This is a genomic window from Arthrobacter sp. R-11 (assembly GCF_049913155.1).
Lineage (GTDB): Bacteria > Actinomycetota > Actinomycetes > Actinomycetales > Micrococcaceae > Arthrobacter.
This window is the reverse complement of the sequence record NZ_CP183979.1, coordinates 3,872,414-3,891,640: the sequence shown is the minus strand read 5'-3', so window position 1 is coordinate 3,891,640 and position 19,227 is coordinate 3,872,414. Positions and strand designations below refer to the sequence as shown.

The following is a 19,227-nucleotide window of genomic DNA, read 5'->3' as shown; positions in this document are numbered from 1 at the left end:
AAGGGAACAGCGCGGGCCTCCGCAGCAGAACCATCCTCCGCAGGTGCCAGCCCGGCGTCGCGCAGGAGGCGCACCCAATGTTCGGGTGCGCCGGAGAGATCAAAGCCGCGTTCAAGCGTCGGGGCCTCCGTTCCCCACCCGGTGCCCAAACCCGCGCCCAGCAAGCCACCAGCCACGCCACTCCCGGAACCCCGCCCCGCAGAGTCGGGCAACCCGGCAGGGTCGAGCTGCTCCGCGAAACCGCGAAGCCGCGCAGCCAGCCCCCGCCGCCAACCCGTCGAACTGTGGGACCTCGCCTGATCGTGGGATCCCGCCGGGACGTGGGATCCCGCCGGGACGTGGGACCCCGCCGGATCGTGGGACCCCGCCGGGACGTCAGGAGACGGGTGCGCGGGCATCGTCGAGTTCCAGGCGGTCGTAGGCGATGGTCACGGACTCGATGGCCAGGTCCTTGCCGAGGGCATCCAGCGGCGCCCCGACCCATTCGCACAGCCAGGCTCCGAGCAGGTTCCAGCGCCGGACCTCGGCCGAGCCGGAGTCGTTGAGCATGGCGATGGACACGTTTCGCCGCTCCACCTGGCCGTTGGCTGCCTTGAAGAGCCACTGCAGCATTTCGGTGGAGTCGGTGAGCCCGTACTTGAGCGTCACGGGCGTGTACTCGACCTGCCCCGGAATGACCCGCACCGTGCTGTTCTCCCCGCCGGAGCGGTACAGGATACGGTCGATCTTCATGCCAAGGCCCTCCACCTTGGTGAAGTGCCCCTGCACCACGCCCTGGATGACCAGCTTGAAGTTGTAAGCCCGGTACGGATCCACCACGTTGCCCGGCTGCGCGGCCGGGGCCGGGGTGCTTGGCTGCATGCTCATCTCAGGCTCCTGCGCTTTCTGTCTCGCTGGTGGCTTCGGCCGACTGCATGAGTTTGAAGATCACGAACTCCGCCGGCTTCACGGGCGCGATCCCGATCAGGGTGACCACCTGGCCGGCGTCGCGGACTTCGGGCGGGTTGGTTTCCTCGTCGCACTTCACGAAGAAGGCCTGTTGCGGGGTGGTGCCCAGCAGGGCGCCGTCCCGCCAGACATTGGTCAGGAACGCGCCGATATCGCGCCGGATCGACTTCCACAGGGTGTGGTCGTTGGGTTCGAACACCACCCAGCGGGTGCCGTCCGCCACCGATTCCTTGATCATGTTGGTCAGCCGGCGCACGTTGATGTAGCGGTATTCGCTGGCTTCGGGCGCCTTGGTGCGCGCTCCCCACACCCGGATGCCCTCGCCCGGGAAGTAGCGGATGCAGTTCACCCCGGCGGGGTTCAGCACCTCCTGCTCGCCGCGGCTCACCCGCCGCACCAGATCCAGCGCGCCCTGGATGGGTTCATTGGCCGGCGCCTTGTGCACCCCGCGGCTGCCATCCACCCGCGCCCACACCCCCGCCATGTGGCCCGACGGCGGCTGGGTCACCTTCTTGCCGGACACCGGGTCCGTCATCACGATCCACGGAAAATACAAGGCCGTGTACCCGCCGGGGGACTGGGGAGCGCCCAGGGCGTCCTCGCTGGTGGCGCCCGCGGCCGGCGCGGTCTCCTCGGGCTTCGCTGCCTCCTCGGGCTTCCCGGGTTTCGCTGGTTTCGCAGGCTCCTCGGGATTCTCCGGCTTGTCGGGCTCGGGTTCGTCCGGCAGGCCGGAGGTCGCCGCCCGGGTGAGCGCTCCGACGTCGTCCACTTTCTCCACGGTGTCCAGGATCGCCATCCGGTCCTGCCGCAGCGGGTGCTCCACGTGGGCCTGCAGGGCCGCGTAGGCGTCGGCGTTGGCGTAGCCGGGGGCGGCCACCATGGAGATGTCGTCGATCGCCTCGAAAAGGGTCAGGCCCGTGGGCTTCCTCGCCGTGCCCGTGAGGCTGCCGCCGGTGCCGACATTGACCACGTAACAGCGGCCGCCGCCGTTGGCGAAGAAGCCGAACACCGCGTTGGACAGCGGCGTTCCCTGGGTGGCTTTCCCGACATACTGGTCCACGAACTGGGTCCAGTTGTCCAGGACGCGCGCCTCATCCAGGTGCGCCAGGGGATCCGGGGCGACTCCCACGAATCCGGCGATGCTGGTGCTGACCTGCCCGATGGAGCGGGCACCGCTGGGTACTTCCTGTACGTACACTCCAGGCGCCTGGTAGTTCACCATGGTGCGCTCCCTCTACTCCCACCGGATGGTGACCGGCAGGCTGCTTGTGCTGGCTGACATTTCACGTTCAGTACCGCGGACGGCCACGGCAAAGTGCTGGAGTTCGTCTGCCGAGGCCAGGACCTCGAAGTGGCCGGTGGCGTCGCTGACGACGGCGGTGGCGGACGAATGCGCGCGGATGTAGGCGTTGGGGATGCCTTTGTTGTGGACGTCCACGAGCCGGCCGTGGATCCGCCGGGCCACCGTGGTGCTGGCGATCAGCGGTTCCAGGACGGGCGGGCCGGCGGGCTCTTCGAAGGGCAGGGAGACGGGAACGCGGACCAGGAAGCCCAGGCCTCCGCGGATGCTGGCGCGGTATTCACCGGGCTCGAACTCGTCCGCCGAAACCACGGAGTACTGGCTGTGGCGCTCCACCACCAGCAGCAGCTGCTCCAGGTTGGTGAGGCAGTCCGGACCGCGGGCCTCCACGGCCACCTTGAGTTCCAGGTCCAGCAGCGGACCGTTCCTGCGGGAGCGGCCCACCCGGTTCAGGGCGATGGCGCGGACGGTCACCGCCGCATCGGGAAGGGAGGGCCCGCCGTCGTCCTCGAAATAGACCTGCACAGGCGAGACGGCATCCGAAAGCAGCCCGAGCAGTTCGGTCAACGAAGCTTGCACTACACCCACGGTGGCACCCCAGTCGACAAGGTGGTCCGGTACAGCGGTTGTGCCTAAGGTTACTCCCGCGACGGCCGGTCAGTCACGGGGTTTCCGAGGTAAATCCATTCGTTTGAAGATTGCCGCGGAGGGGACTCAGTTTTGGCTGCGCCACCAGGCCACGGTCGCCGCTGCGGCATCCGCCAGCGGGGTCGGCGCCAGGCCCAGCCGCGCCTGGCTGGCCGCCGAGTCCATCACGAACGGCCGCTCGAACTGGTAGAGCGTTTCGGCGAGTTCGCGCATGTCCGTGGACGCCAGGCCAAGCACCTTCAGCAGCCAGCCCGGGACCGTTCCCAGCTTCACCGCAGGCAGCCCCGCGGCGCTGGTGAACGCCGTCGCGAGTTCCTGCTGGCTCAAGGCCGGGCCGGTGCGGGCGTGCAGGACCGAGTTCCACAGCTCAGGCGTCCGCGCGGCCTTGACCATGGCCGCGGCGAGGTCCGGCACGTAGGTGAAGGCATGCGGCAGGTCCGCGCGCCCGATCACCTGCAGCGATTTCCCCTTCAGCAGCACCGGCACCATGCGCTCGCCGGCATGTGCGCCGCGGACCCGCGGGCCGAAGAAGTCGCCCGCCACCACGCTCACGGTGTCCGCCCGGTGGGCCCGCCGGGCCTCGAGCAGCACCGTGCGCACGCCCCGCTTCCCGCCGCTTGCCTCGCGCGGGCTGGATTCGCTCATGGTCCTGTCGGGCTCGCTGTACGAATACAGGCTCTCCGGGAAGACGACGACGGCGCCCGCCTCCGCTGCTGCGTCCAGCACCGTCTGCTCGGCGCGGGGGAGTTCGGCCTGCCAGGCCTTCGCCGAGTAGGCGGAGCCGTGGATGCAATGGAACACGGCCGAGGCGCCGTCGAAGGCGTCCGCCAGTTGGGCAGGGTCCGAGACGTCGGCTTTCCGGCGCTCGATGAGCCGGTGTTCCGGGCCGGAGCCGGATCGGGTGAGTAGTCGGACCTGGTAGCCCTGCTCCGCGAGCAGGCTGGCAATGGTCGAGCCGACGGGGCCGGCTCCGGTGACTGCGTACGTTGTGGTCATGGCTGGGGCTCCCTTGGTGGGTTTGGCTGGCTTTCGGTTTTCGAGAGCAGTGCTCTCTTGTTTCCAGAATGGACCCGTTGCCCAGGGAAGTCAAGAGCGCTGCTCTCTTTTGTTGACGCCGCTCTCCTTTGTGGCATGCTGGAGGCATGCCGTCCACCACGAAGCCGCAGGCCAAAGCTCCCACGCCGCGGGAGCGGGCCCGTGCTCAGACCATCGCCGACATCGTCCGGATCGGCCGCGAACACCTTGCCCTCCACGGCGCGGCGGCCTTGTCCCTGCGGGCGGTGGCGCGGGACCTCGGCGTCGTATCCTCCGCGGTGTACCGCTACGTCGAGAACCGCGATGAACTCCTCACCCTGCTGCTGATCGACGCCTACAACGAGCTCGGCGACGCCGTGGACGCCGCCGTCGACGCCCTCCCGGAAGACGACTTCGCCGGCCGCTTCCACGCCCTGGGGCACGCCGTCAGGAACTGGGCGCTGCGCGAACCCGCCTGCTACGCGTTGCTTTTCGGCAGCCCGGTCCCCGGGTACCGGGCGCCGGGGGAGCGGACCATCGTGCCCGGAACCCGGGTGGTATACCGCCTGGTCCACAATTTCGACGCCGCCCACCGGGCCGGTGCGCTGGCCGCCGCGGGGGGACCCGCCGTCGTCGTTCCCGAAGCGCTTTCCCGCGACCTCGCCACCATCCGCTCCGAGCTCGGCCTCGAGGTGCCGGAAGAGCTGGTGACGCGCGGCGTGCTGATCTGGACGTCCCTGTTCGGGGCCGTCAGCTTCGAGGTGTTCGGGCAGTACGGCGCGGACACCTTCGCGGCCCGGGAGGAACTGTTCGCGCACCAGCTCGGGCTGCTCGCCGGGATCATCGGCCTGGCCTGAATCATCGGCCCGAGGAGTAGGGTGGCTGCATGGTTGGCGGGCTGGCAGACATCGGGGCGGAAGCGGTGCTGCTCGCCGGAGCCGGCCGCGCCGTCCTGCTGCAGATCGCCGATCCGGCGGTAGGCCGCGGCGTCGCCGAACACAGCGATTTCGGCGAACGCCCGCTCGAGCGGCTCGCGGCCACGATGGGCTACGTCTACGCCGTCGTCTATGGCTCCGAGGAGCAGCTCGCCGCCATGCGGCGCGCCGTCAACCGTGCCCACGCGCCGGTCCGGAGGCAGCCTGACGGTGCCTCCGCAGGCTACAACGCCTTCGATCCGGAATCCCAGCTGTGGGTGGTTGCCACCTTGTACAACACCGCCGTGGACGTTTACGAGCGGGTCTATGGAACGCTCGACGCCGGAACGGCGGACCGCGTTTACCGCGAGTATGCGCGGATCGGGACGGCCCTGCAGCTTCCGGCGGAGTTCTGGCCCGCGGACCGTGCGGCCTTTGCCGAGTACTGGAACGAACGCCTGGCGGGGCTGGCTCCCGCCCCCGAAGCCGTGCGGGTGGCCCGTGATCTGCTGCATCCCGCCGTAGGGCCGGTGTGGCTGCGCCTGGTCATGCCTGTGGCGCGGCTGCTCACGGCCGGGCTGCTGCCGGAGTCCCTTCGCGCTGAGTACGGCTTGCCCTGGGGTCCCCGCCGGCAGCGGCGCTTTGAAGCATTGATCCGGGTGCTTGGAGTCGTGTATCCGAGGCTTCCCCGGCGCATCCGGCACCGTCCGAGGGACTACTACCTTGGCCGGATCGATGTGTCCGGGGTGCGGAGCCGGATCGATGCATAGCCTGACCGCCGTCGAGCAGTTCCTGGACGAACGCGCTCACGGTTTCCTGAAGCGGGCGCCCGTCGGCGGCCTGCGCTGGAAGCTCGCCGAATTCCTGGTGTTCGGCCTGAAGCAGGCATGGGCCTGCATTTTCGGTGCCTCGCTGTTGGCCGTGATTTTCGGGGCGAGGCTCTGGTACCCGGCGGACGCGGCCCTTGCGAGGAACGATTTCCTGACCATCGCCGCCGTCGTGATCCAGGTTGTCATGGTCGCCACGAAACTGGAGACGCTGCGCGAGCTCAGGGTGATTGTGCTGTTCCATCTCGTGGGCACGGTCATGGAACTGTTCAAGACCGACGTCGGGTCCTGGAGTTACGAGGCCGAGGGCTTCCTGCGGGTCGGCGCGGTGCCGTTGTTCAGCGGGTTCATGTATGCCTCGGTCGGCTCCTACATGGTGCGGGTCTACCGGCTCTTCGACCTCCGTTTCGCCCGCTATCCCCGCCGTTGGATCACCGCGATCGTGGCTCTTGGCATTTACGTGAACTTCTTCTCGCACCACTTCGTCTTCGATTTCCGCTGGGTGCTGCTGGCGGCGGTAGCGCTGGTGTTCGGGCGCTGCGTGATGCACTTCAGGGTGTTCCGGCGCAGCTTCCGGATGCCGTTGCTGGTGTCGTTCCTGCTGGTGGCGCTGTTCATCTGGATTGCCGAGAACATCGCAACCTGGTCCCATGCCTGGCTTTACCCGAGCCAAGTAAACGGTTGGCACATGGTCTCCCCGGACAAGCTGCTCTCCTGGTTCCTGCTGATGATCATCTCCGTGGTGCTGGTGGCCTGGGTCTACAAGCCGGTGCCGCCGGATGAACCCGTGCGGAGGGCAGTACCCCGGGGGTCCGCCGCACGCGAAGTGCTTCGGGCGGCGCCCCCTGAATCCGCTGCTCCTTCGGGTACTGCGGCAGGCAAGGCTTCGCGGGATTCTCCGCGCTGAAAGCGCTGGGCCTTAACCGGCCCGGTTCTTGGGTTGAGCGGCGGCTGCCCGCTGCGAAAACACCTGCCCGGCTTGCCGAAAAGTGGTCCATTCCAGTCACCGGAGCGGTCTGGGATTCAGCCTTCGCCGCGCATCCGCCTCAGCATCGCACGGCGGGAGTCAAGCAACGGCTCGATGTCTGTGATAGCCACCAAGGCAACGGCATCGCTCGGGAAGGCGGCCCAGAATTCGTCCGGCTGCATGAATCCTGTGATTTCCATGGCGACAGTGTGCCACTGTCTGCTTCCCTGCATTAGCCCTCAACCAGAAGACCGTGTTCGCGCCGGCGTCGCGGGAGAGCTGCGGGGTCGCTGGAGCGCTCCGGCGACCCCGCAGCTCTCCCGCGAATTCGAGGACAAACCCGCGTTCTCCCACGGCGAAACGCCCCGGAACCGTGCCATTCCAAGGTAAAACTCCGGCCACGATGCAAAGTTGAGCGAACTTCACTCAACTTTGGCTTGACTTAAATCGACTCGCGAGTACAGTTGAGTGCAGAACGCTCAACTAGCCGACTGTTGAGTGATCCTTGGCTCCCGTCCGCAAGGATCCGCCGTCCGCAAGGATCCGCGAGGAAATGGGCCGGGGTGCAGTCTCGAACATCGGCATTGAAAGCAGTGAAAGGAAGCAACACATATGTCACGTGCAGTAGGTATTGACCTCGGAACCACCAACTCCGTTGTCTCTGTTCTCGAAGGTGGCGAGCCCACCGTTATCGCCAACGCCGAAGGCGGCCGCACCACGCCGTCCGTCGTTGCCTTCTCCAAGTCCGGCGAAGTCCTGGTCGGCGAAATCGCCAAGCGCCAGGCCGTCAACAACATCGACCGCACCATCGCCTCGGTCAAGCGCCACATGGGCACCGACTGGTCGGTCAACATTGACGACAAGAAGTACACGCCGCAGGAAATCTCCGCGCGCATCCTCATGAAGCTGAAGAACGACGCCGAAAGCTACCTCGGCGAGAAGGTCACCGACGCCGTGATCACCGTTCCGGCCTACTTCAACGACGCCGAGCGCCAGGCCACCAAGGAAGCCGGCGAGATCGCCGGCATGAACGTGCTGCGCATCGTCAACGAGCCCACCGCGGCCGCCCTCGCCTACGGCCTGGACAAGGGCAAGGAAGACGAACTGATCCTGGTCTTCGACCTCGGTGGCGGCACCTTCGACGTCTCCCTGCTGGAAGTCGGCAAGGACGAAGACGGCTTCTCCACCATCCAGGTCCGCGCCACCGCCGGTGACAACCGCCTCGGCGGCGACGACTGGGACAACCGCGTGGTCGAGTGGCTGCTCAGCCAGCTCAAGATCAAGGGCATCGACCTCTCCAAGGACAAGATCGCCCTGCAGCGCCTTCGCGAAGCCGCAGAGCAGGCGAAGAAGGAACTCTCTTCCTCCACGAGCACCAACATCTCGCTCCAGTACCTCTCCGTCACCCCCGACGGCCCGGTCCACCTGGACGAGCAGCTGACCCGTGCCAAGTTCCAGGACCTCACCAAGGACCTGCTTGACCGCACCAAGAAGCCGTTCCACGACGTCATCGCCGAAGCCGGCATCAAGGTTTCGGACATCGACCACATCGTGCTCGTTGGTGGCTCCACCCGTATGCCCGCCGTCTCTGACCTGGTCAAGGAACTGGCCGGCGGCAAGGAGCCCAACAAGGGCGTCAACCCGGACGAGGTTGTCGCCGTCGGTGCAGCCCTGCAGGCAGGTGTCCTGAAGGGCGAGCGCAAGGACGTGCTGCTGATCGACGTCACCCCGCTTTCCCTCGGCATCGAAACCAAGGGCGGCGTCATGACGCACCTGATCGAGCGCAACACGGCCATCCCCACCAAGCGTTCGGAAACCTTCACCACCGCTGACGACAACCAGCCGTCCGTGGCCATCCAGGTCTTCCAGGGCGAGCGCGAGTTCACCCGCGACAACAAGCCGCTGGGCACCTTCGAACTGACCGGCATCGCTCCGGCTCCGCGTGGCGTTCCGCAGATCGAGGTCACCTTCGACATCGACGCCAACGGCATCGTGCACGTCTCCGCGAAGGACAAGGGCACCGGCAAGGAACAGTCCATGACCATCACCGGTGGCACGGCACTGTCCAAGGAAGACATCGAGCGCATGGTCGCCGACGCCGAGGCACACGCTGCCGAGGACAAGGCCCGCCGCGAAGCCACGGACACCCGCAACTCCGCCGAGCAGCTCGCCTACTCGATCGAGAAGCTGCTGTCGGAAAACGACGACAAGCTGCCGGAAGAGGTCAAGACCGAGGTCAAGGCCGACGTCGACGCCCTCAAGAAGGCGCTGGAAGGCACCGACGACGCCGCCGTCAAGACGGCGTTCGAGAAGCTGCAGCAGTCCCAGACCAAGCTGGGCGAAGCTATCTACTCGCAGGCCGCAGCCGCCGGTGCCGAAGGCGCCGAGGGTGCAGCTCCCGCCGGTGAGAAGGCTGCAGATGAGGACATCGTCGACGCCGAGATCATCGACGAAGACGAGAAGAAGTAACCATGCCCCACCACGGCAACGAATCAGAGCACTCGGATTCGGAGCAGGGCAAGCCGGTCATCCGGGACAATCGCAAGGTTGACCCGGAGACCGGTGCCGCCCGGCATCCGCAGCACGACGCAAAGCACGACGCCGGCACCCCCACGGGTGCGGAAGGCGCAGCTGCCGCCGGTGCCGAGGGCGATGCGCTGTCCCAGGCCGAGGAGATCCTCAACGGCGTAGAGGTTCCGGCCGAAGAGTCGGTGGCCTCCGGTACCTCGGCCCAGGCCGAAGCCGCGGAACTGCGCAACGATCTCCTCCGCCTCCAGGCCGAGTACGTCAACTACCGCAAGCGCGTCGAACGCGACCGTGCCGTCGCCGGGGAAATGGCCGTCATCGGCGTCCTGAACTCCCTGCTTCCGGTACTGGACGACATCGACGCCGCCCGCCAGCACGGCGACCTCGAGGACGGCCCTTTCGCCGCCATTGCAGCCAAGCTGGAGAACTCGCTGAAGACCTACGGGCTGGAACGGATCGACGCCACCGGCGTGGAGTTCGACCCCACCATCCACGAGGCCCTCATCCAGCAGCCGGGCCAGGACGTCGAGGTGGACACGGTCAGCCAGGTGCTGCGCTCGGGCTACCGCTCCAAGGAGCGCGTCCTGCGCGCGGCACAGGTGATCGTGGCTGTGCCTGCGTAAGCACCGCCTCACCGCGCCTTCGCGGATGAGGGGGCCCCGCCCCTCCGCGTGGGCGGCTCGGTCCTTACGGACCTGAGCCACCCACGCTCCGGCAGGCCCGAAGCCACTCCCGGGCCCCCTCATCCGCTACGGCTCAGGCGGTAACCTCGCCTTAGACGCTTTTAGTTGTTTTGAAAGGACACACACTTGGCAAGCCAGGACTGGGTTGAGAAGGATTTCTACGCGATCCTTGGTGTCGCCAAGGACGCGTCCGACGCCGATATCAAGAAGGCGTACCGCAAGCTCGCGCGCCAATACCACCCGGATACCAACGCCGGGGATGTCGCTGCGGAGAAGCGGTTCAAGGACATCTCCGAGGCCTACTCGGTACTCTCCAGCGCCGAGGACCGCCAGCAGTACGACGCCATCCGGGCCATGGGCGGCGCGCGCTTCGCTCCCGGGGCGGGCGGCCGTGGCGGCCCGGCGAACGGTGGCTTCGAGGACCTCTTCGGTGGCCTGTTCGGCGGCGGTGCCCGCCAGCCCGCCGGAGCGGGCGGCATCCCGCCTGAGTTCGCCGATCTCTTCGGTGGCGGTTTCGGCGGCCAGACCGGCTTCCAGCGCACGCCCCAGAAGGGCTCGGACCGCACCGCTACCACCACTATTTCGTTCAAGGGCTCCATCCAGGGCACCACGGTTAGCCTGCGCGAAAACAACGGCAACGTCATCGACGTCAAGATTCCCGCCGGCATCAAGGACGGCCAGAAGGTCCGCCAGCGCGGCAAGGGCAACCCCGGCGCGGCAGGCAACGGCGACCTCATCATCACGGTCAACGTCAAACCCCATGATTTCTTCATCCGCGACGGAGACAACATCCGGGTCCACGTCCCGGTCACCTTCCCGGAAGCAGCCCTCGGCGGCGAGATCGAGGTCCCCACGCTCGACGGCAGCCACGTGAAGCTCCGTGTCCCCGCCGGCACCAATTCCGGCCGTACCCTCCGGGTCAAGGGCCGCGGCGTCCACACCTCCAAGGGGGAAGGTGACCTCCTGGTGACAGTCGACGTCGTCGTTCCTCAGAACCTGCCGAAGGGCGCGCAGGAGGCCGTGAAGGCCTTCGCCGAAGCAACTGCGGACGCCGATCCGCGCCGGGACCTGGCCGCCAAGGCCAGGCTGTAGGAGCCTGCCATGGGTATCGACGTCAACCAGCCGATCTTCGTCATTTCCGTGGCGGCGGAGCTGGCTGACATGCACCCGCAGACGCTGCGACAGTACGACCGCCTGGGCATCGTCTCGCCGAGCCGTGCGCCCGGAAAGTCGCGGCGCTACTCCCAGCGCGACGTCGACCGCCTGCGCGAAGTGCAACGGCTCTCGCATGAAGGCGTCTCCTTGGAGGGCATCAAGCGCATCATGCAGTTGGAGAACCAGGTGGCCGCGCTGCAGGGCCGCGTGGTGGAGCTGACGGAGGAACTTGCCCGACGCCGGGACCCCCTGGACGCGCGGATCTTCGCCGCAGGTGCGGCCGGCGACGTCGTCAGCCTGGCCCGCGGCCAGCGTCCCCGTCCGCGGTCGCAGGCCGTGGTGGTCTGGCGCCCGCGTCCGGGGGAGAAGCAATGATGGCGCGTGTGCCGGCCCGGCTAACCCGCCCGGAGGACTATTCCTCATCCCTGCAAGAGATCTTTGGCTCGTGGCGTCCGGAGGCTGTTGTATTCGACTGCGACGGCTTGCTCATGGACACGGAATCATTGTGGATCCAGACGCAAAGGATTGTGTGCGGCCAGCTTGGCGTGCACTTTGATGCAGACCTCCAGCACCAGCTAATCGGACATCCCGCCAGTCACATCGGCCCCATGCTGGCAGAGCGTGCAGGGACTGATCCTGACGACGCAATCAAGCAGCTCCTGGATGTGAATGAGCTTCTTGTGCGCGAATCAGCCCGGCCCATGCCAGGAGCCGGTGAGCTTGTCGAGGCCATGGGGGCCAAGGTTCCGCTAGCCGTGGCGAGTAACTCGGCGAGACGCATCCTGGACGTTGCATTGGGGCGAAGCACTTTTGAAGCTGGTTTTGCCGCCACGGTCTCGGCCGAGCAGGTTGCGCGGCCAAAACCCGCGCCGGACGTCTACCTGGCTGCTGCGGAAGCGCTTGGCTTGGACGCACGGAAGTGCCTTGCCTTCGAGGATTCCGAAGCCGGTGCCAAGGCAGCAGTGGCAGCCGGGATGGCCGTTATTGCCGTCCCGCAGGCGGCAAGCCAGAGGCCGATTGCCCATGCCTTCTGCGGCTCCCTAGCGTCCGGGGAATTGCTGGCATGGGTGGCCGCCTGGGAGTAGGCCTTTCCTGGACCCGGGGCTGGGCTCCGGGCTAGGAGCTCCGCCGCGACTGGCGGATGCCGCTCTGGTAGGTGTCCTTGAGGCTCTTGACCGTGACGTCGTAATGCCGTGTGGCGAAGGCTGCGTACAGGATGTCGATGACCAGCAGCTGGCCCCACTTGCTGGTCACGGACTCGCCGTAAAGCTCGCCGCCGCTGGGGGCCGTGGCAGTGAATAATGCGATATCCGCGTTTTCCAGCAGGGGAGAACCTTCAGCGCCGGTGATGGCCATGGTGGCCGCACCCCGCTGCCGGGCCAGATGGAGTGCCTCGATGATCGGCGTGCTCTGTCCGGAGTCGCTGATGCCGATGAGGAGGTCGCCGGGGGCGAGGATGGTGGCCAGCATGACCTGGATGGTGGTGTCCCGGTACAGCATGCATTTCTTCCCGGCACGGGTGAAACGCATGACTGCTTCTTCGGCGGCAATGCTGGAGGACCCCATGCAGCAGAAAACCAAGGTGTTGGCGGCGTCGATCATATCCACCGCGCGTTGGATTGCTTCTACGTCCTGGCGTTGCCGCGTCCGCCTCAGGGACTGGATGCTGCTGCGTTCTACCTTCCCGACAATGTCTTCGGGGCTGTCCCCTCGGTTGACGCCCTCGTAAACGACGTCGGACGCAGCAGGTTGTTCCAGGTTTGCTGCTTTGGAGATGAACGTCGCTTCGGCAAGCCCCAGCAACAGGGACTTGTATCCGTCCACACCGAGTTCCCTGACGAAGCGGGACACCGTTGACTCGCCGACGCCTGCAGCCAGCGCCAACTCGGTGATGGTCATGGCTTGCGCCCGCTCCGGGGACTTCAAGACGGCTTCCGCCACAAGACGGAGCGACGGCGGAAGGTACGGCAGCCGCGCTGAAATGCGGTGCAGCAATCCGCCGTCGGTGAAGGTCTCCGTCATGTGGCAGTCTCCGGTTTAGTGCTGATTGGCCAAGGCCTGAAGCAGGTTGTCTACGGCCGCCCAGGTGGCTCGGTCAACGCTTTCCCCAGTGTATCCACCGATGTGCGGGGTCGCGATGACATTCGGATGCTCCACCAAAGGGGTGCGGCCAGGTGGTTCAGTGTCGAACACGTCCGTGGCCAGGAAGGCGATCTGGCCGGACTCCAACGCGGCGATGACCGAGTCCTCGTCCACCAGTGAAGCACGGGCTGTGTTGATGATCCCCGTTCCGCGTTTGAGCAGTCCGATGGTGTTTGGCCCGATCACGGGTTCTGCCGTAGGAGGCATGTGGAGGGAAATGACGTCGCTGGTCCGCAGCACGTCTTCCAGCGATCCCCAGGAGAATTCTTCGGACGGGTGGAACGTTTCCAGAGGATAGGCGTCAAAGGCGAGCACCTTCATTCCCAGTCCCAGAGCCATCGTTGCCACCCGGCGGCCTATCTGGCCACAGCCAACCACGCCGAGGGTCTGCCCTGACACCTCCCGGCCGGCTCGGCGTGCCCAGCGGCCGGCCTTGAGTTGTCCGTCGTGCCAGGGGATGCCCCGGATGGCTGAAAGCATCAAGGCTACGGTCAATTCGGCAACGCCCTGCGAGTTCGCGCCGGGTGCGGTGAGAACCCTGATGCCCTGTTTCGTTGCGGCGTCGACGTCGATCGAGTCAATCCCCACACCGTTCCGGGAAATGGCCTTGAGCCCTGGGAACTCGGACAGGAACTGCCCGCTGAGGCGTTCGGTGCCGGCAATGTAACCCACGCAACCCGGCAAAGCACTGCGTAACTGCTGTTCGGTGGGGACGGCACCCGGGGCGGGAAAAACGACGTCGTATCCTGCCTTCTCGAGTTGCCGCAGGGCGGGGTGCCCCCCGCCCGAAATGGAACGGGGGGTCACCGCAATCCGGCGGGTGCCGCCGTCGTGCGTTGTTACGGGTGGCATGGCAGTCAGGCCTGCCAGCGCGGGTTGTCGATGAATTCGGGCTTGCCGTCGCGCTCAACGCAGAGTTTGCGGAAGCCTTTGGTCTCGATTGTCCCGTAGTCGTGGCCGGCGTGGCCCGGGAAGGCGAAGAAGGTCACCAGCGGCTCGGTGGCGGATACGTTGATGCTGCGGTGGGCGTAGCGCCGGGGAACGTAGACCGCTTGTCCGGGCGTGAATTCAGCTGCCTGCCAATCGCCTTCCGGGTTTTCCATCAGCATGTAGCCGTTGCCGCTCAGGCAGTAGTAGATCTCCGCTGTGTCCAGGACTTCGTGGAAGTGGCCCTTGGTCATGTAGTACTCGTCACCCACCTTGCCCGGGTAGGTGATGCTGGTTCCGTAGGCCACGTCCCCCGGGGTGGACGGGACACCCATGTCAAAGAACTCGTAGACCAGGACGTCGTCTTTGGCTACCTGTGCCGCTGCAGCGGCCTGGTCGGCGTACATGTCGGCCATGGCGGAAAGCCTGCGCTGGAGGGGTGCTTTGGTGGTGGACAGCCCTGTTGTGACGTTGAAGTCGGTGAGGACGGCCTGGACAGTAGTCTCAGCGGGGGTGGTGCTCATTTGGAGATCTCCTTCGTGGAAACGTTCAGTGCGATTTCGGACAGGCGGTTAAATGCCGGTCCGCGGGTAGGAATATCGATGCCGAAGACGTCGGCGATCACACGGGTCCAACCGTGCAGGAAATACACCCAGCCGTCTTCGACCCGGACTTGGAGCTCCGTACCTTGGGCACGGGCCTGGTCGAGGAAGACGAGGTCGCCGCGGTAGTTGAAGTCCCAGGCGATGGCCTTGGACGGGAACACCGCGTTGTCCGTGAGGGGCGAGCCGGGCCGGTCCTTGCCCAGCCCGGTGGCGTTGACAATGACGGAGCCCGGAGCGGCGGCGGCCACTACGGCGTCGTTTTCCGTGGCATCGGCCACTTGGACGTAGTTGATCGGAAGAGTGCTGCCGAGGCCTGCGTGCATTGCCTGCATTTCCTCCAGCCGGCTGGCCCTGCGGTTGGTCACTGTGACCTTGGCCGGGACAGGGAATCCTGCTGCAGCCCGCTTGTGCAGGTAGTAGCTCAAGGCCAGCGACGAACCACCGGCACCCAACAGGACCAGCTCCGCGGCCGAATCCTGCCAGTAGTCGTCCGGGACGATCGCTTCCAGCGCCAATCCGCTGGTGACGGCGTCCATGGCGTTTCCCCAAAGCTGTCCGTCTTTCTTGGAGATGCTGCTGATTTCGTGCAGCATCTGCGCATCGTCTCCGAAGAAGTCGAAATCGTCGCGGGCAGCGCTGACGATGTCCAACTTGTGGGTAGTGACCAATGCGCCAAGGGACAACGGATCGGACTTGAGGAAGCGGACAACCTCCCGGTAGTCGGCTTCCGGCGCCCCCGGGGGAAGGTCGATTCCCTTCAGGACCGCGGAAAGTCCCAGTTCTCCGGCCCATGCCGGGAAGACGCGCATGATGGATGATTGCTTGGTGGTGACCCCCACGAAGTACATGGTGGGCTCAGTGGCGGGCATCAACATAGTGGTGCTCTCCTCAATGTTAAGTAATGGATGGTCTAGTGCTCTTCCCAATCGGAGGCGCGGGCTACGGCGCGCTGCCAGCCGGAGTACAGCTTCTGCCGTTTCTCATCGGCCATGTCCGGAACGAATTCCCGGTCCAGGGCAAATGTTTCGCGAAGCTGGTCCTTGCTGCTCCACATACCGCAGGCAAGTCCGGCCAGAAGGGCGGCTCCCCGCGCTGTAGACTCCACCTGCCGGGGCCTCAGGACGCGGATGTCCAGCATGTCCGCCTGGAACTGCATGAGGAAGTTGTTGCGCACAGCCCCTCCGTCCACCCGGATCTCGGAGACAGGTATGCCCGCATCCGTTTCCATGCAGTTGATGACGTCTTTGATCTGGAAGGCGATGGATTCAAGCGTGGCCCGGATGATGTGGTTGCGGCTTGAGCCACGGGTGAGCCCCAGGATTGCCCCGCGGGCATACGGATCCCAGTAGGGCGCAGCCAGCCCGGTGAACGCCGGTACGACGTAGACTCCTCCGGAGTCCTCCACGTGCACGGCCGCGTACTCACTGTCTGCGGAATCGTAAATGACGCGCAGCTCATCGCGGAGCCACTGAATGGAGGCGGCCGCGACGAAGATGAGTCCCTCCAGCGCATACTCGACCTTGCCGTCAAGGCCCCACGCGATGGTGGTAAGCATCCCGCTGGTGGAGCTCACCGGGGCATCGCCCGTGTGCATGACCAGGCTCGCACCCGTTCCGTAGGTTGCTTTGACCATGCCCCGGTCAAAGCAGGCCTGCCCGAAGAGGGCTGCCTGCTGGTCGCCTGCAGCCGAAGCCACGGGAATCCGGGCGCCGGCGAAGATTGCATCGCAGGTGTGGCCGTAGATTTCGCTGCTGGGGCGGACCTGGGGGAGCATCAGCCGCGGAACCCCCAGTTCGTTCAGCAGTTTGTCGTCCCAGTCCAGGGTGTTGATGTTGAAGAGCATGGTCCGCGCCGCGTTGGAGTAATCAGTGACGTGTGCCTTGCCTCCGGTCAGGTTCCAGATCAGCCAGCTGTCCACCGTGCCGAAGCAGAGCTCACCTGCTTCTGCACGGGCACGGGCTTCCGGCACGTTGTCCAGGATCCACGCGATCTTGGTCCCCGAGAAATAGGCATCCACAACCAATCCGGTGGTGCTGCGAACGTGCTCTTCGAATCCCTTTTCCTTCAGCTCGTCACACAGTCCTGCGGTCCGCCGGTCCTGCCAGACGATGGCGTTCATGATGGGTTTTCCGGTGTTCCGGTCCCAGACGACGGTGGTTTCGCGCTGGTTGGTCACGCCGATCGCACTGATGTCCCGGGGATCGATGCCTGCGGCCTCCGTGGCACGCCGGGCTACGGCCAATTGGGTATTCCAGATCTCCACGGGGTCATGTTCCACCCAGCCCGGCTTGGGATAGATCTGGGTGAACTCCTGGCTGGCTTCACCTACAATCGCAAGATCCTGGCTGTAAATGATTGACCTGATCCCGGTGGTGCCGGAGTCGAGGGCCATGATGTACTTCTTCGTCATCAGATGTCCGTTTCTGCATGCGCGTTGCCTGATGGGGCCGCGCTTCACTTTGGGTCGAAAAGGATCATGGCTTTCATGCCGGCGCCCGATCCTGCGTAGTCCATGGCCTTGTCGATGTCATCCAGTGTGAAGGTCTCGGTGACCAGTGGCGAGAGGTTCAACCGGCCCTGCCCCACCAACCGCATCGAGGCGGCGTAGTCGGAGTTGCTGGACCCGGTTGTCCCGGTCAAAGTGAGGCCCTGGTAGTGGACGCGGTTGGTGTCCACGGGGACCCTTTGGGCTTTCCCAAGGCCGGCGAAGAAATTCACCCGGCCATGCATGGCCAGCAGGTCTACCGCTTCGGCCTGGACCTCCGGCTTGGAAACGCATGTAAGCGCCACATCCACGCCCCTGCCGGACGTTTCCTCGGCAACCACGGACGCCAACTCACGCTCGCCAAGATTGACCAGAACATCAGCCCCGACCGAGGCCGCGAAGTCCAGCCGGGCCTGGCGGTTGTTGGACACGATGACCTTGGCGGCCCCGTAGAGCTTGGACAGCATCACGTGGCAGGCGCCGATGGGTCCGGCGCCCATGACGAGCACCGTGGACTCCGGTCCGATGTCCAGTTTGCTGATGGCGTTGTAGCAGCAGGACAACGGTTCCACCAAGGCTGCTTCGGCGTAGTCCACGGAGTCCGGGAGATGGAACACGTTGCCCCGTTCAATGGCGAAGCGGGGGATAAGGACGTATTCCTGGAAGCCGCCATCCATGGTGATGCCGAAGGCCTCGTAGGAAGGACACATGTTGTTGAGCCCCACCAGGCAGCTTGCGCACCGCCCACAGCCAACATTGGGAGTGACGCTGACCCGGTCACCCACCGCATATCCCGCCACCTCCGGCCCGGCGGACACGACGTCGCCGGCAAACTCGTGGCCGAGGACGCGTGGAGTTCCTTCCGGGAGCTTGAAGTGGCCGTTGGCAGCGATCCGGCGGTCCGTGCCGCAAATGGAAGCAGCCCGGACCTTGATGACGAGGTCACCCGGCCCCGCCACAGGACGCTCAACCTCGTCAACCGTGATGTTGCCGGCGGAATGAAGCCTTGCAGCTTTCATTGGGGCCGCACCTCCTCCCGTGCTTCTTCGGAGATGGCGAACAGGACCTTGTTGTACCAAATCGAGCGGTCCGTAAGTTGCCCGAACAACCCGGGGGCTTCCTCAAGCGGGCGCACGTGGCTGATGAGCTCTTCCACTTTCAGGTCCTTGCCCAGATGGGCGATGACCATGTCCCATTCACTGTGTCCCTTGGGGGTCACCTTGGCGTTCCAGGTTCCGTACAAACGCAGTTCCCGGCGGAGCAGCGAGGACACGTCGGCCTTGGCGAGCTGGAGGTCACCGCTGAGATCGCCGAGCAGCACAACCTGGCCCTGCACGGACGCCGCAGCGATGGCCTGCACGAGCGCCTTGGGGTTGCCGGTGGCTTCCACGGTGATCTGTGGTCCCCAGCCGTCCGTGGCTGCCCGGGCAAGATCGGCGGTGTCGCCGGTCTTGGCGTCGAGCGTTTCGAAGCCCAGCCCGGACATGATCTCCAGCTTCCGGTCATCGATGTCCGCCACCAGTACCCTTGAGCACCCCAGAATCCGCAGCCACTGAGCTGCCAGGGCACCGATGGGACCGGCCCCGATAACCAATGCAGTGGCGTGAGTCGGGATGTCCAGCTTGAGCATGGCGTGAAGTGCAACGCCGGCCGGTTCCACCATGGCCGCATGCGTCAAAGGTGTGCTGTGAGGGACACGGAAAATACTCTTCGCCGGTACCCACATCCGCTCCGACATGGCGCCGTGGCGGCGGGAGCCAAAGTAGTCGTAGCCCGTGCCGAGCGCGTGTTCACCGATTTCGGACATCGGGTCTCCGTGCTGGTGCAGCAGCGGGAAGACCGCGGCACGATCCCCGGGGGTGAGCCCTGATCCGGCAGGAGCTTCCTCCACGATCGCCGAGAACTCGTGGCCAAGGACCAGCGGATAGTGGTAGGCCTTGCCGTGTCCGTAGCGGAGCACATCAGAGCCGCACACCCCGACGGCGCCGACCCTCACCAGCACCGGGTCATCGCCAACCGGCTCGGGTTCAGGAATGTCCCGGTACTGCAGGTCATTGAGTCCATTGAGAATGGCAGCCTTCATGAC

At 65.6% G+C, this 19,227-nt stretch carries 20 protein-coding genes; 8 read left to right on the top strand and 12 right to left on the bottom strand.

Annotation, left to right across the window (positions count from 1 at the left end):
• Window positions 1–375: 375 nt before the first annotated feature.
• The 4 genes from ACN9M4_RS17715 to ACN9M4_RS17700 all read right to left on the bottom strand — a co-directional run bounded on the left by ACN9M4_RS17715 (window position 376) and on the right by ACN9M4_RS17700 (window position 3,892).
• On the bottom strand, window positions 376–867 hold the full coding sequence (locus ACN9M4_RS17715) for a phage tail protein (protein WP_426300202.1): 492 nt from the start codon (window positions 865–867) through the stop codon (window positions 376–378).
• Between the two features lies 1 nt (window position 868).
• A complete protein-coding gene (locus ACN9M4_RS17710; protein WP_426300200.1) occupies window positions 869–2,170 on the bottom strand; it encodes a phage tail sheath family protein in 1,302 nt (433 codons plus the stop codon).
• 12 nt (window positions 2,171–2,182) lie between these two features.
• Complete coding sequence (locus ACN9M4_RS17705; RefSeq protein WP_426300198.1) at window positions 2,183–2,836, bottom strand: hypothetical protein; 654 nt, start codon at window positions 2,834–2,836, stop codon at window positions 2,183–2,185.
• Between the two features lie 126 nt (window positions 2,837–2,962).
• Window positions 2,963–3,892, bottom strand: coding sequence for an NAD-dependent epimerase/dehydratase family protein (locus ACN9M4_RS17700; protein ID WP_426300196.1), 930 nt, complete (start codon window positions 3,890–3,892; stop codon window positions 2,963–2,965).
• A gap of 146 nt (window positions 3,893–4,038) precedes the next feature.
• Here ACN9M4_RS17700 and ACN9M4_RS17695 point away from each other — a divergent pair, with 146 nt between their 5' ends.
• From ACN9M4_RS17695 to ACN9M4_RS17685, 3 genes are read left to right on the top strand one after another with little or no spacing between them, the layout of a single operon-like run.
• A complete protein-coding gene (locus ACN9M4_RS17695) occupies window positions 4,039–4,767 on the top strand; it encodes a TetR/AcrR family transcriptional regulator (RefSeq protein ID WP_426300194.1) in 729 nt (242 codons plus the stop codon).
• Between the two features lie 29 nt (window positions 4,768–4,796).
• On the top strand, window positions 4,797–5,594 hold the full coding sequence (locus ACN9M4_RS17690; RefSeq protein ID WP_426300192.1) for an oxygenase MpaB family protein: 798 nt from the start codon (window positions 4,797–4,799) through the stop codon (window positions 5,592–5,594).
• Window positions 5,587–6,558 carry a DUF817 domain-containing protein gene (locus tag ACN9M4_RS17685; protein WP_426300190.1) on the top strand — a complete coding sequence of 324 codons (972 nt, stop codon included), beginning with the start codon at window positions 5,587–5,589 and terminating at the stop codon, window positions 6,556–6,558. Before ACN9M4_RS17690 ends, ACN9M4_RS17685 begins: the two co-directional genes overlap by 8 nt.
• A gap of 116 nt (window positions 6,559–6,674) precedes the next feature.
• Here the strand turns inward: ACN9M4_RS17685 and ACN9M4_RS17680 are convergent, their stop codons facing one another.
• Window positions 6,675–6,818 carry a hypothetical protein gene (locus tag ACN9M4_RS17680; RefSeq protein WP_426300188.1) on the bottom strand — a complete coding sequence of 48 codons (144 nt, stop codon included), beginning with the start codon at window positions 6,816–6,818 and terminating at the stop codon, window positions 6,675–6,677.
• Window positions 6,819–7,230: 412 nt separating this feature from the next.
• Here ACN9M4_RS17680 and dnaK point away from each other — a divergent pair, with 412 nt between their 5' ends.
• The 5 genes from dnaK to ACN9M4_RS17655 all read left to right on the top strand — a co-directional run bounded on the left by dnaK (window position 7,231) and on the right by ACN9M4_RS17655 (window position 12,067).
• A complete protein-coding gene (dnaK, locus tag ACN9M4_RS17675; protein WP_426300186.1) occupies window positions 7,231–9,087 on the top strand; it encodes a molecular chaperone DnaK in 1,857 nt (618 codons plus the stop codon).
• 2 nt (window positions 9,088–9,089) lie between these two features.
• The gene (locus ACN9M4_RS17670; protein WP_426300184.1) at window positions 9,090–9,767 is read left to right on the top strand and encodes a nucleotide exchange factor GrpE; all 678 of its coding nucleotides are present in this window, start codon (window positions 9,090–9,092) and stop codon (window positions 9,765–9,767) included.
• A 186-nt stretch (window positions 9,768–9,953) separates the two neighbouring features.
• A complete protein-coding gene (locus ACN9M4_RS17665; RefSeq protein WP_426300182.1) occupies window positions 9,954–10,919 on the top strand; it encodes a DnaJ C-terminal domain-containing protein in 966 nt (321 codons plus the stop codon).
• A gap of 9 nt (window positions 10,920–10,928) precedes the next feature.
• Window positions 10,929–11,357, top strand: a complete 429-nt coding sequence (locus ACN9M4_RS17660; RefSeq protein ID WP_426300180.1) for a heat shock protein transcriptional repressor HspR — start codon at window positions 10,929–10,931, stop codon at window positions 11,355–11,357.
• 113 nt (window positions 11,358–11,470) lie between these two features.
• Window positions 11,471–12,067, top strand: a complete 597-nt coding sequence (locus ACN9M4_RS17655; protein ID WP_426300178.1) for an HAD family hydrolase — start codon at window positions 11,471–11,473, stop codon at window positions 12,065–12,067.
• Between the two features lie 31 nt (window positions 12,068–12,098).
• Here the strand turns inward: ACN9M4_RS17655 and ACN9M4_RS17650 are convergent, their stop codons facing one another.
• The 7 genes from ACN9M4_RS17650 to ACN9M4_RS17620 are packed head-to-tail and all read right to left on the bottom strand — an operon-like array spanning window position 12,099 to window position 19,224.
• Window positions 12,099–13,004 carry a MurR/RpiR family transcriptional regulator gene (locus ACN9M4_RS17650; RefSeq protein ID WP_426300176.1) on the bottom strand — a complete coding sequence of 302 codons (906 nt, stop codon included), beginning with the start codon at window positions 13,002–13,004 and terminating at the stop codon, window positions 12,099–12,101.
• Between the two features lie 15 nt (window positions 13,005–13,019).
• Window positions 13,020–13,976 carry a phosphoglycerate dehydrogenase gene (locus ACN9M4_RS17645; RefSeq protein WP_426300174.1) on the bottom strand — a complete coding sequence of 319 codons (957 nt, stop codon included), beginning with the start codon at window positions 13,974–13,976 and terminating at the stop codon, window positions 13,020–13,022.
• A 5-nt stretch (window positions 13,977–13,981) separates the two neighbouring features.
• A complete protein-coding gene (locus ACN9M4_RS17640; RefSeq protein ID WP_426300172.1) occupies window positions 13,982–14,575 on the bottom strand; it encodes a glucose-6-phosphate isomerase in 594 nt (197 codons plus the stop codon).
• Window positions 14,572–15,525 carry a shikimate dehydrogenase family protein gene (locus ACN9M4_RS17635; protein WP_426300170.1) on the bottom strand — a complete coding sequence of 318 codons (954 nt, stop codon included), beginning with the start codon at window positions 15,523–15,525 and terminating at the stop codon, window positions 14,572–14,574. Before ACN9M4_RS17635 ends, ACN9M4_RS17640 begins: the two co-directional genes overlap by 4 nt.
• A 41-nt stretch (window positions 15,526–15,566) precedes the next feature.
• Entirely contained in the window at window positions 15,567–17,066 is a 1,500-nt protein-coding gene (gene glpK / locus ACN9M4_RS17630) for a glycerol kinase GlpK (RefSeq protein ID WP_426300168.1), read from the bottom strand.
• A gap of 44 nt (window positions 17,067–17,110) precedes the next feature.
• A complete protein-coding gene (locus tag ACN9M4_RS17625; protein WP_426300166.1) occupies window positions 17,111–18,160 on the bottom strand; it encodes a zinc-dependent dehydrogenase in 1,050 nt (349 codons plus the stop codon).
• Complete coding sequence (locus ACN9M4_RS17620) at window positions 18,157–19,224, bottom strand: galactitol-1-phosphate 5-dehydrogenase (protein ID WP_426300164.1); 1,068 nt, start codon at window positions 19,222–19,224, stop codon at window positions 18,157–18,159. The genes ACN9M4_RS17625 and ACN9M4_RS17620 overlap by 4 nt, the downstream gene beginning before the upstream one ends.
• Window positions 19,225–19,227 lie beyond the last annotated feature (3 nt).

Excerpts from the sequence above, each read along its gene's own strand:
- ACN9M4_RS17715 (WP_426300202.1), bottom strand. The coding sequence starts at position 867 with ATGAGCATGCAGCCAAGCACCCCGGCCCCGGCCGCGCAGCCGGGCAAC.
- ACN9M4_RS17710 (WP_426300200.1), bottom strand. The coding sequence starts at position 2,170 with ATGGTGAACTACCAGGCGCCTGGAGTGTACGTACAGGAAGTACCCAGC.
- ACN9M4_RS17700 (WP_426300196.1), bottom strand. The coding sequence starts at position 3,892 with ATGACCACAACGTACGCAGTCACCGGAGCCGGCCCCGTCGGCTCGACC.
- ACN9M4_RS17695 (WP_426300194.1), top strand. The coding sequence starts at position 4,039 with ATGCCGTCCACCACGAAGCCGCAGGCCAAAGCTCCCACGCCGCGGGAG.
- ACN9M4_RS17690 (WP_426300192.1), top strand. The coding sequence starts at position 4,797 with ATGGTTGGCGGGCTGGCAGACATCGGGGCGGAAGCGGTGCTGCTCGCC.
- ACN9M4_RS17685 (WP_426300190.1), top strand. The coding sequence starts at position 5,587 with ATGCATAGCCTGACCGCCGTCGAGCAGTTCCTGGACGAACGCGCTCAC.
- ACN9M4_RS17680 (WP_426300188.1), bottom strand. The coding sequence starts at position 6,818 with ATGGAAATCACAGGATTCATGCAGCCGGACGAATTCTGGGCCGCCTTC.
- dnaK (WP_426300186.1), top strand. The coding sequence starts at position 7,231 with ATGTCACGTGCAGTAGGTATTGACCTCGGAACCACCAACTCCGTTGTC.
- ACN9M4_RS17670 (WP_426300184.1), top strand. The coding sequence starts at position 9,090 with ATGCCCCACCACGGCAACGAATCAGAGCACTCGGATTCGGAGCAGGGC.
- ACN9M4_RS17660 (WP_426300180.1), top strand. The coding sequence starts at position 10,929 with ATGGGTATCGACGTCAACCAGCCGATCTTCGTCATTTCCGTGGCGGCG.
- ACN9M4_RS17655 (WP_426300178.1), top strand. The coding sequence starts at position 11,471 with ATGGACACGGAATCATTGTGGATCCAGACGCAAAGGATTGTGTGCGGC.
- ACN9M4_RS17650 (WP_426300176.1), bottom strand. The coding sequence starts at position 13,004 with ATGACGGAGACCTTCACCGACGGCGGATTGCTGCACCGCATTTCAGCG.
- ACN9M4_RS17645 (WP_426300174.1), bottom strand. The coding sequence starts at position 13,976 with ATGCCACCCGTAACAACGCACGACGGCGGCACCCGCCGGATTGCGGTG.
- ACN9M4_RS17640 (WP_426300172.1), bottom strand. The coding sequence starts at position 14,575 with ATGAGCACCACCCCCGCTGAGACTACTGTCCAGGCCGTCCTCACCGAC.
- ACN9M4_RS17635 (WP_426300170.1), bottom strand. The coding sequence starts at position 15,525 with ATGCCCGCCACTGAGCCCACCATGTACTTCGTGGGGGTCACCACCAAG.
- glpK (WP_426300168.1), bottom strand. The coding sequence starts at position 17,066 with ATGACGAAGAAGTACATCATGGCCCTCGACTCCGGCACCACCGGGATC.
- ACN9M4_RS17625 (WP_426300166.1), bottom strand. The coding sequence starts at position 18,160 with ATGAAAGCTGCAAGGCTTCATTCCGCCGGCAACATCACGGTTGACGAG.
- ACN9M4_RS17620 (WP_426300164.1), bottom strand. The coding sequence starts at position 19,224 with ATGAAGGCTGCCATTCTCAATGGACTCAATGACCTGCAGTACCGGGAC.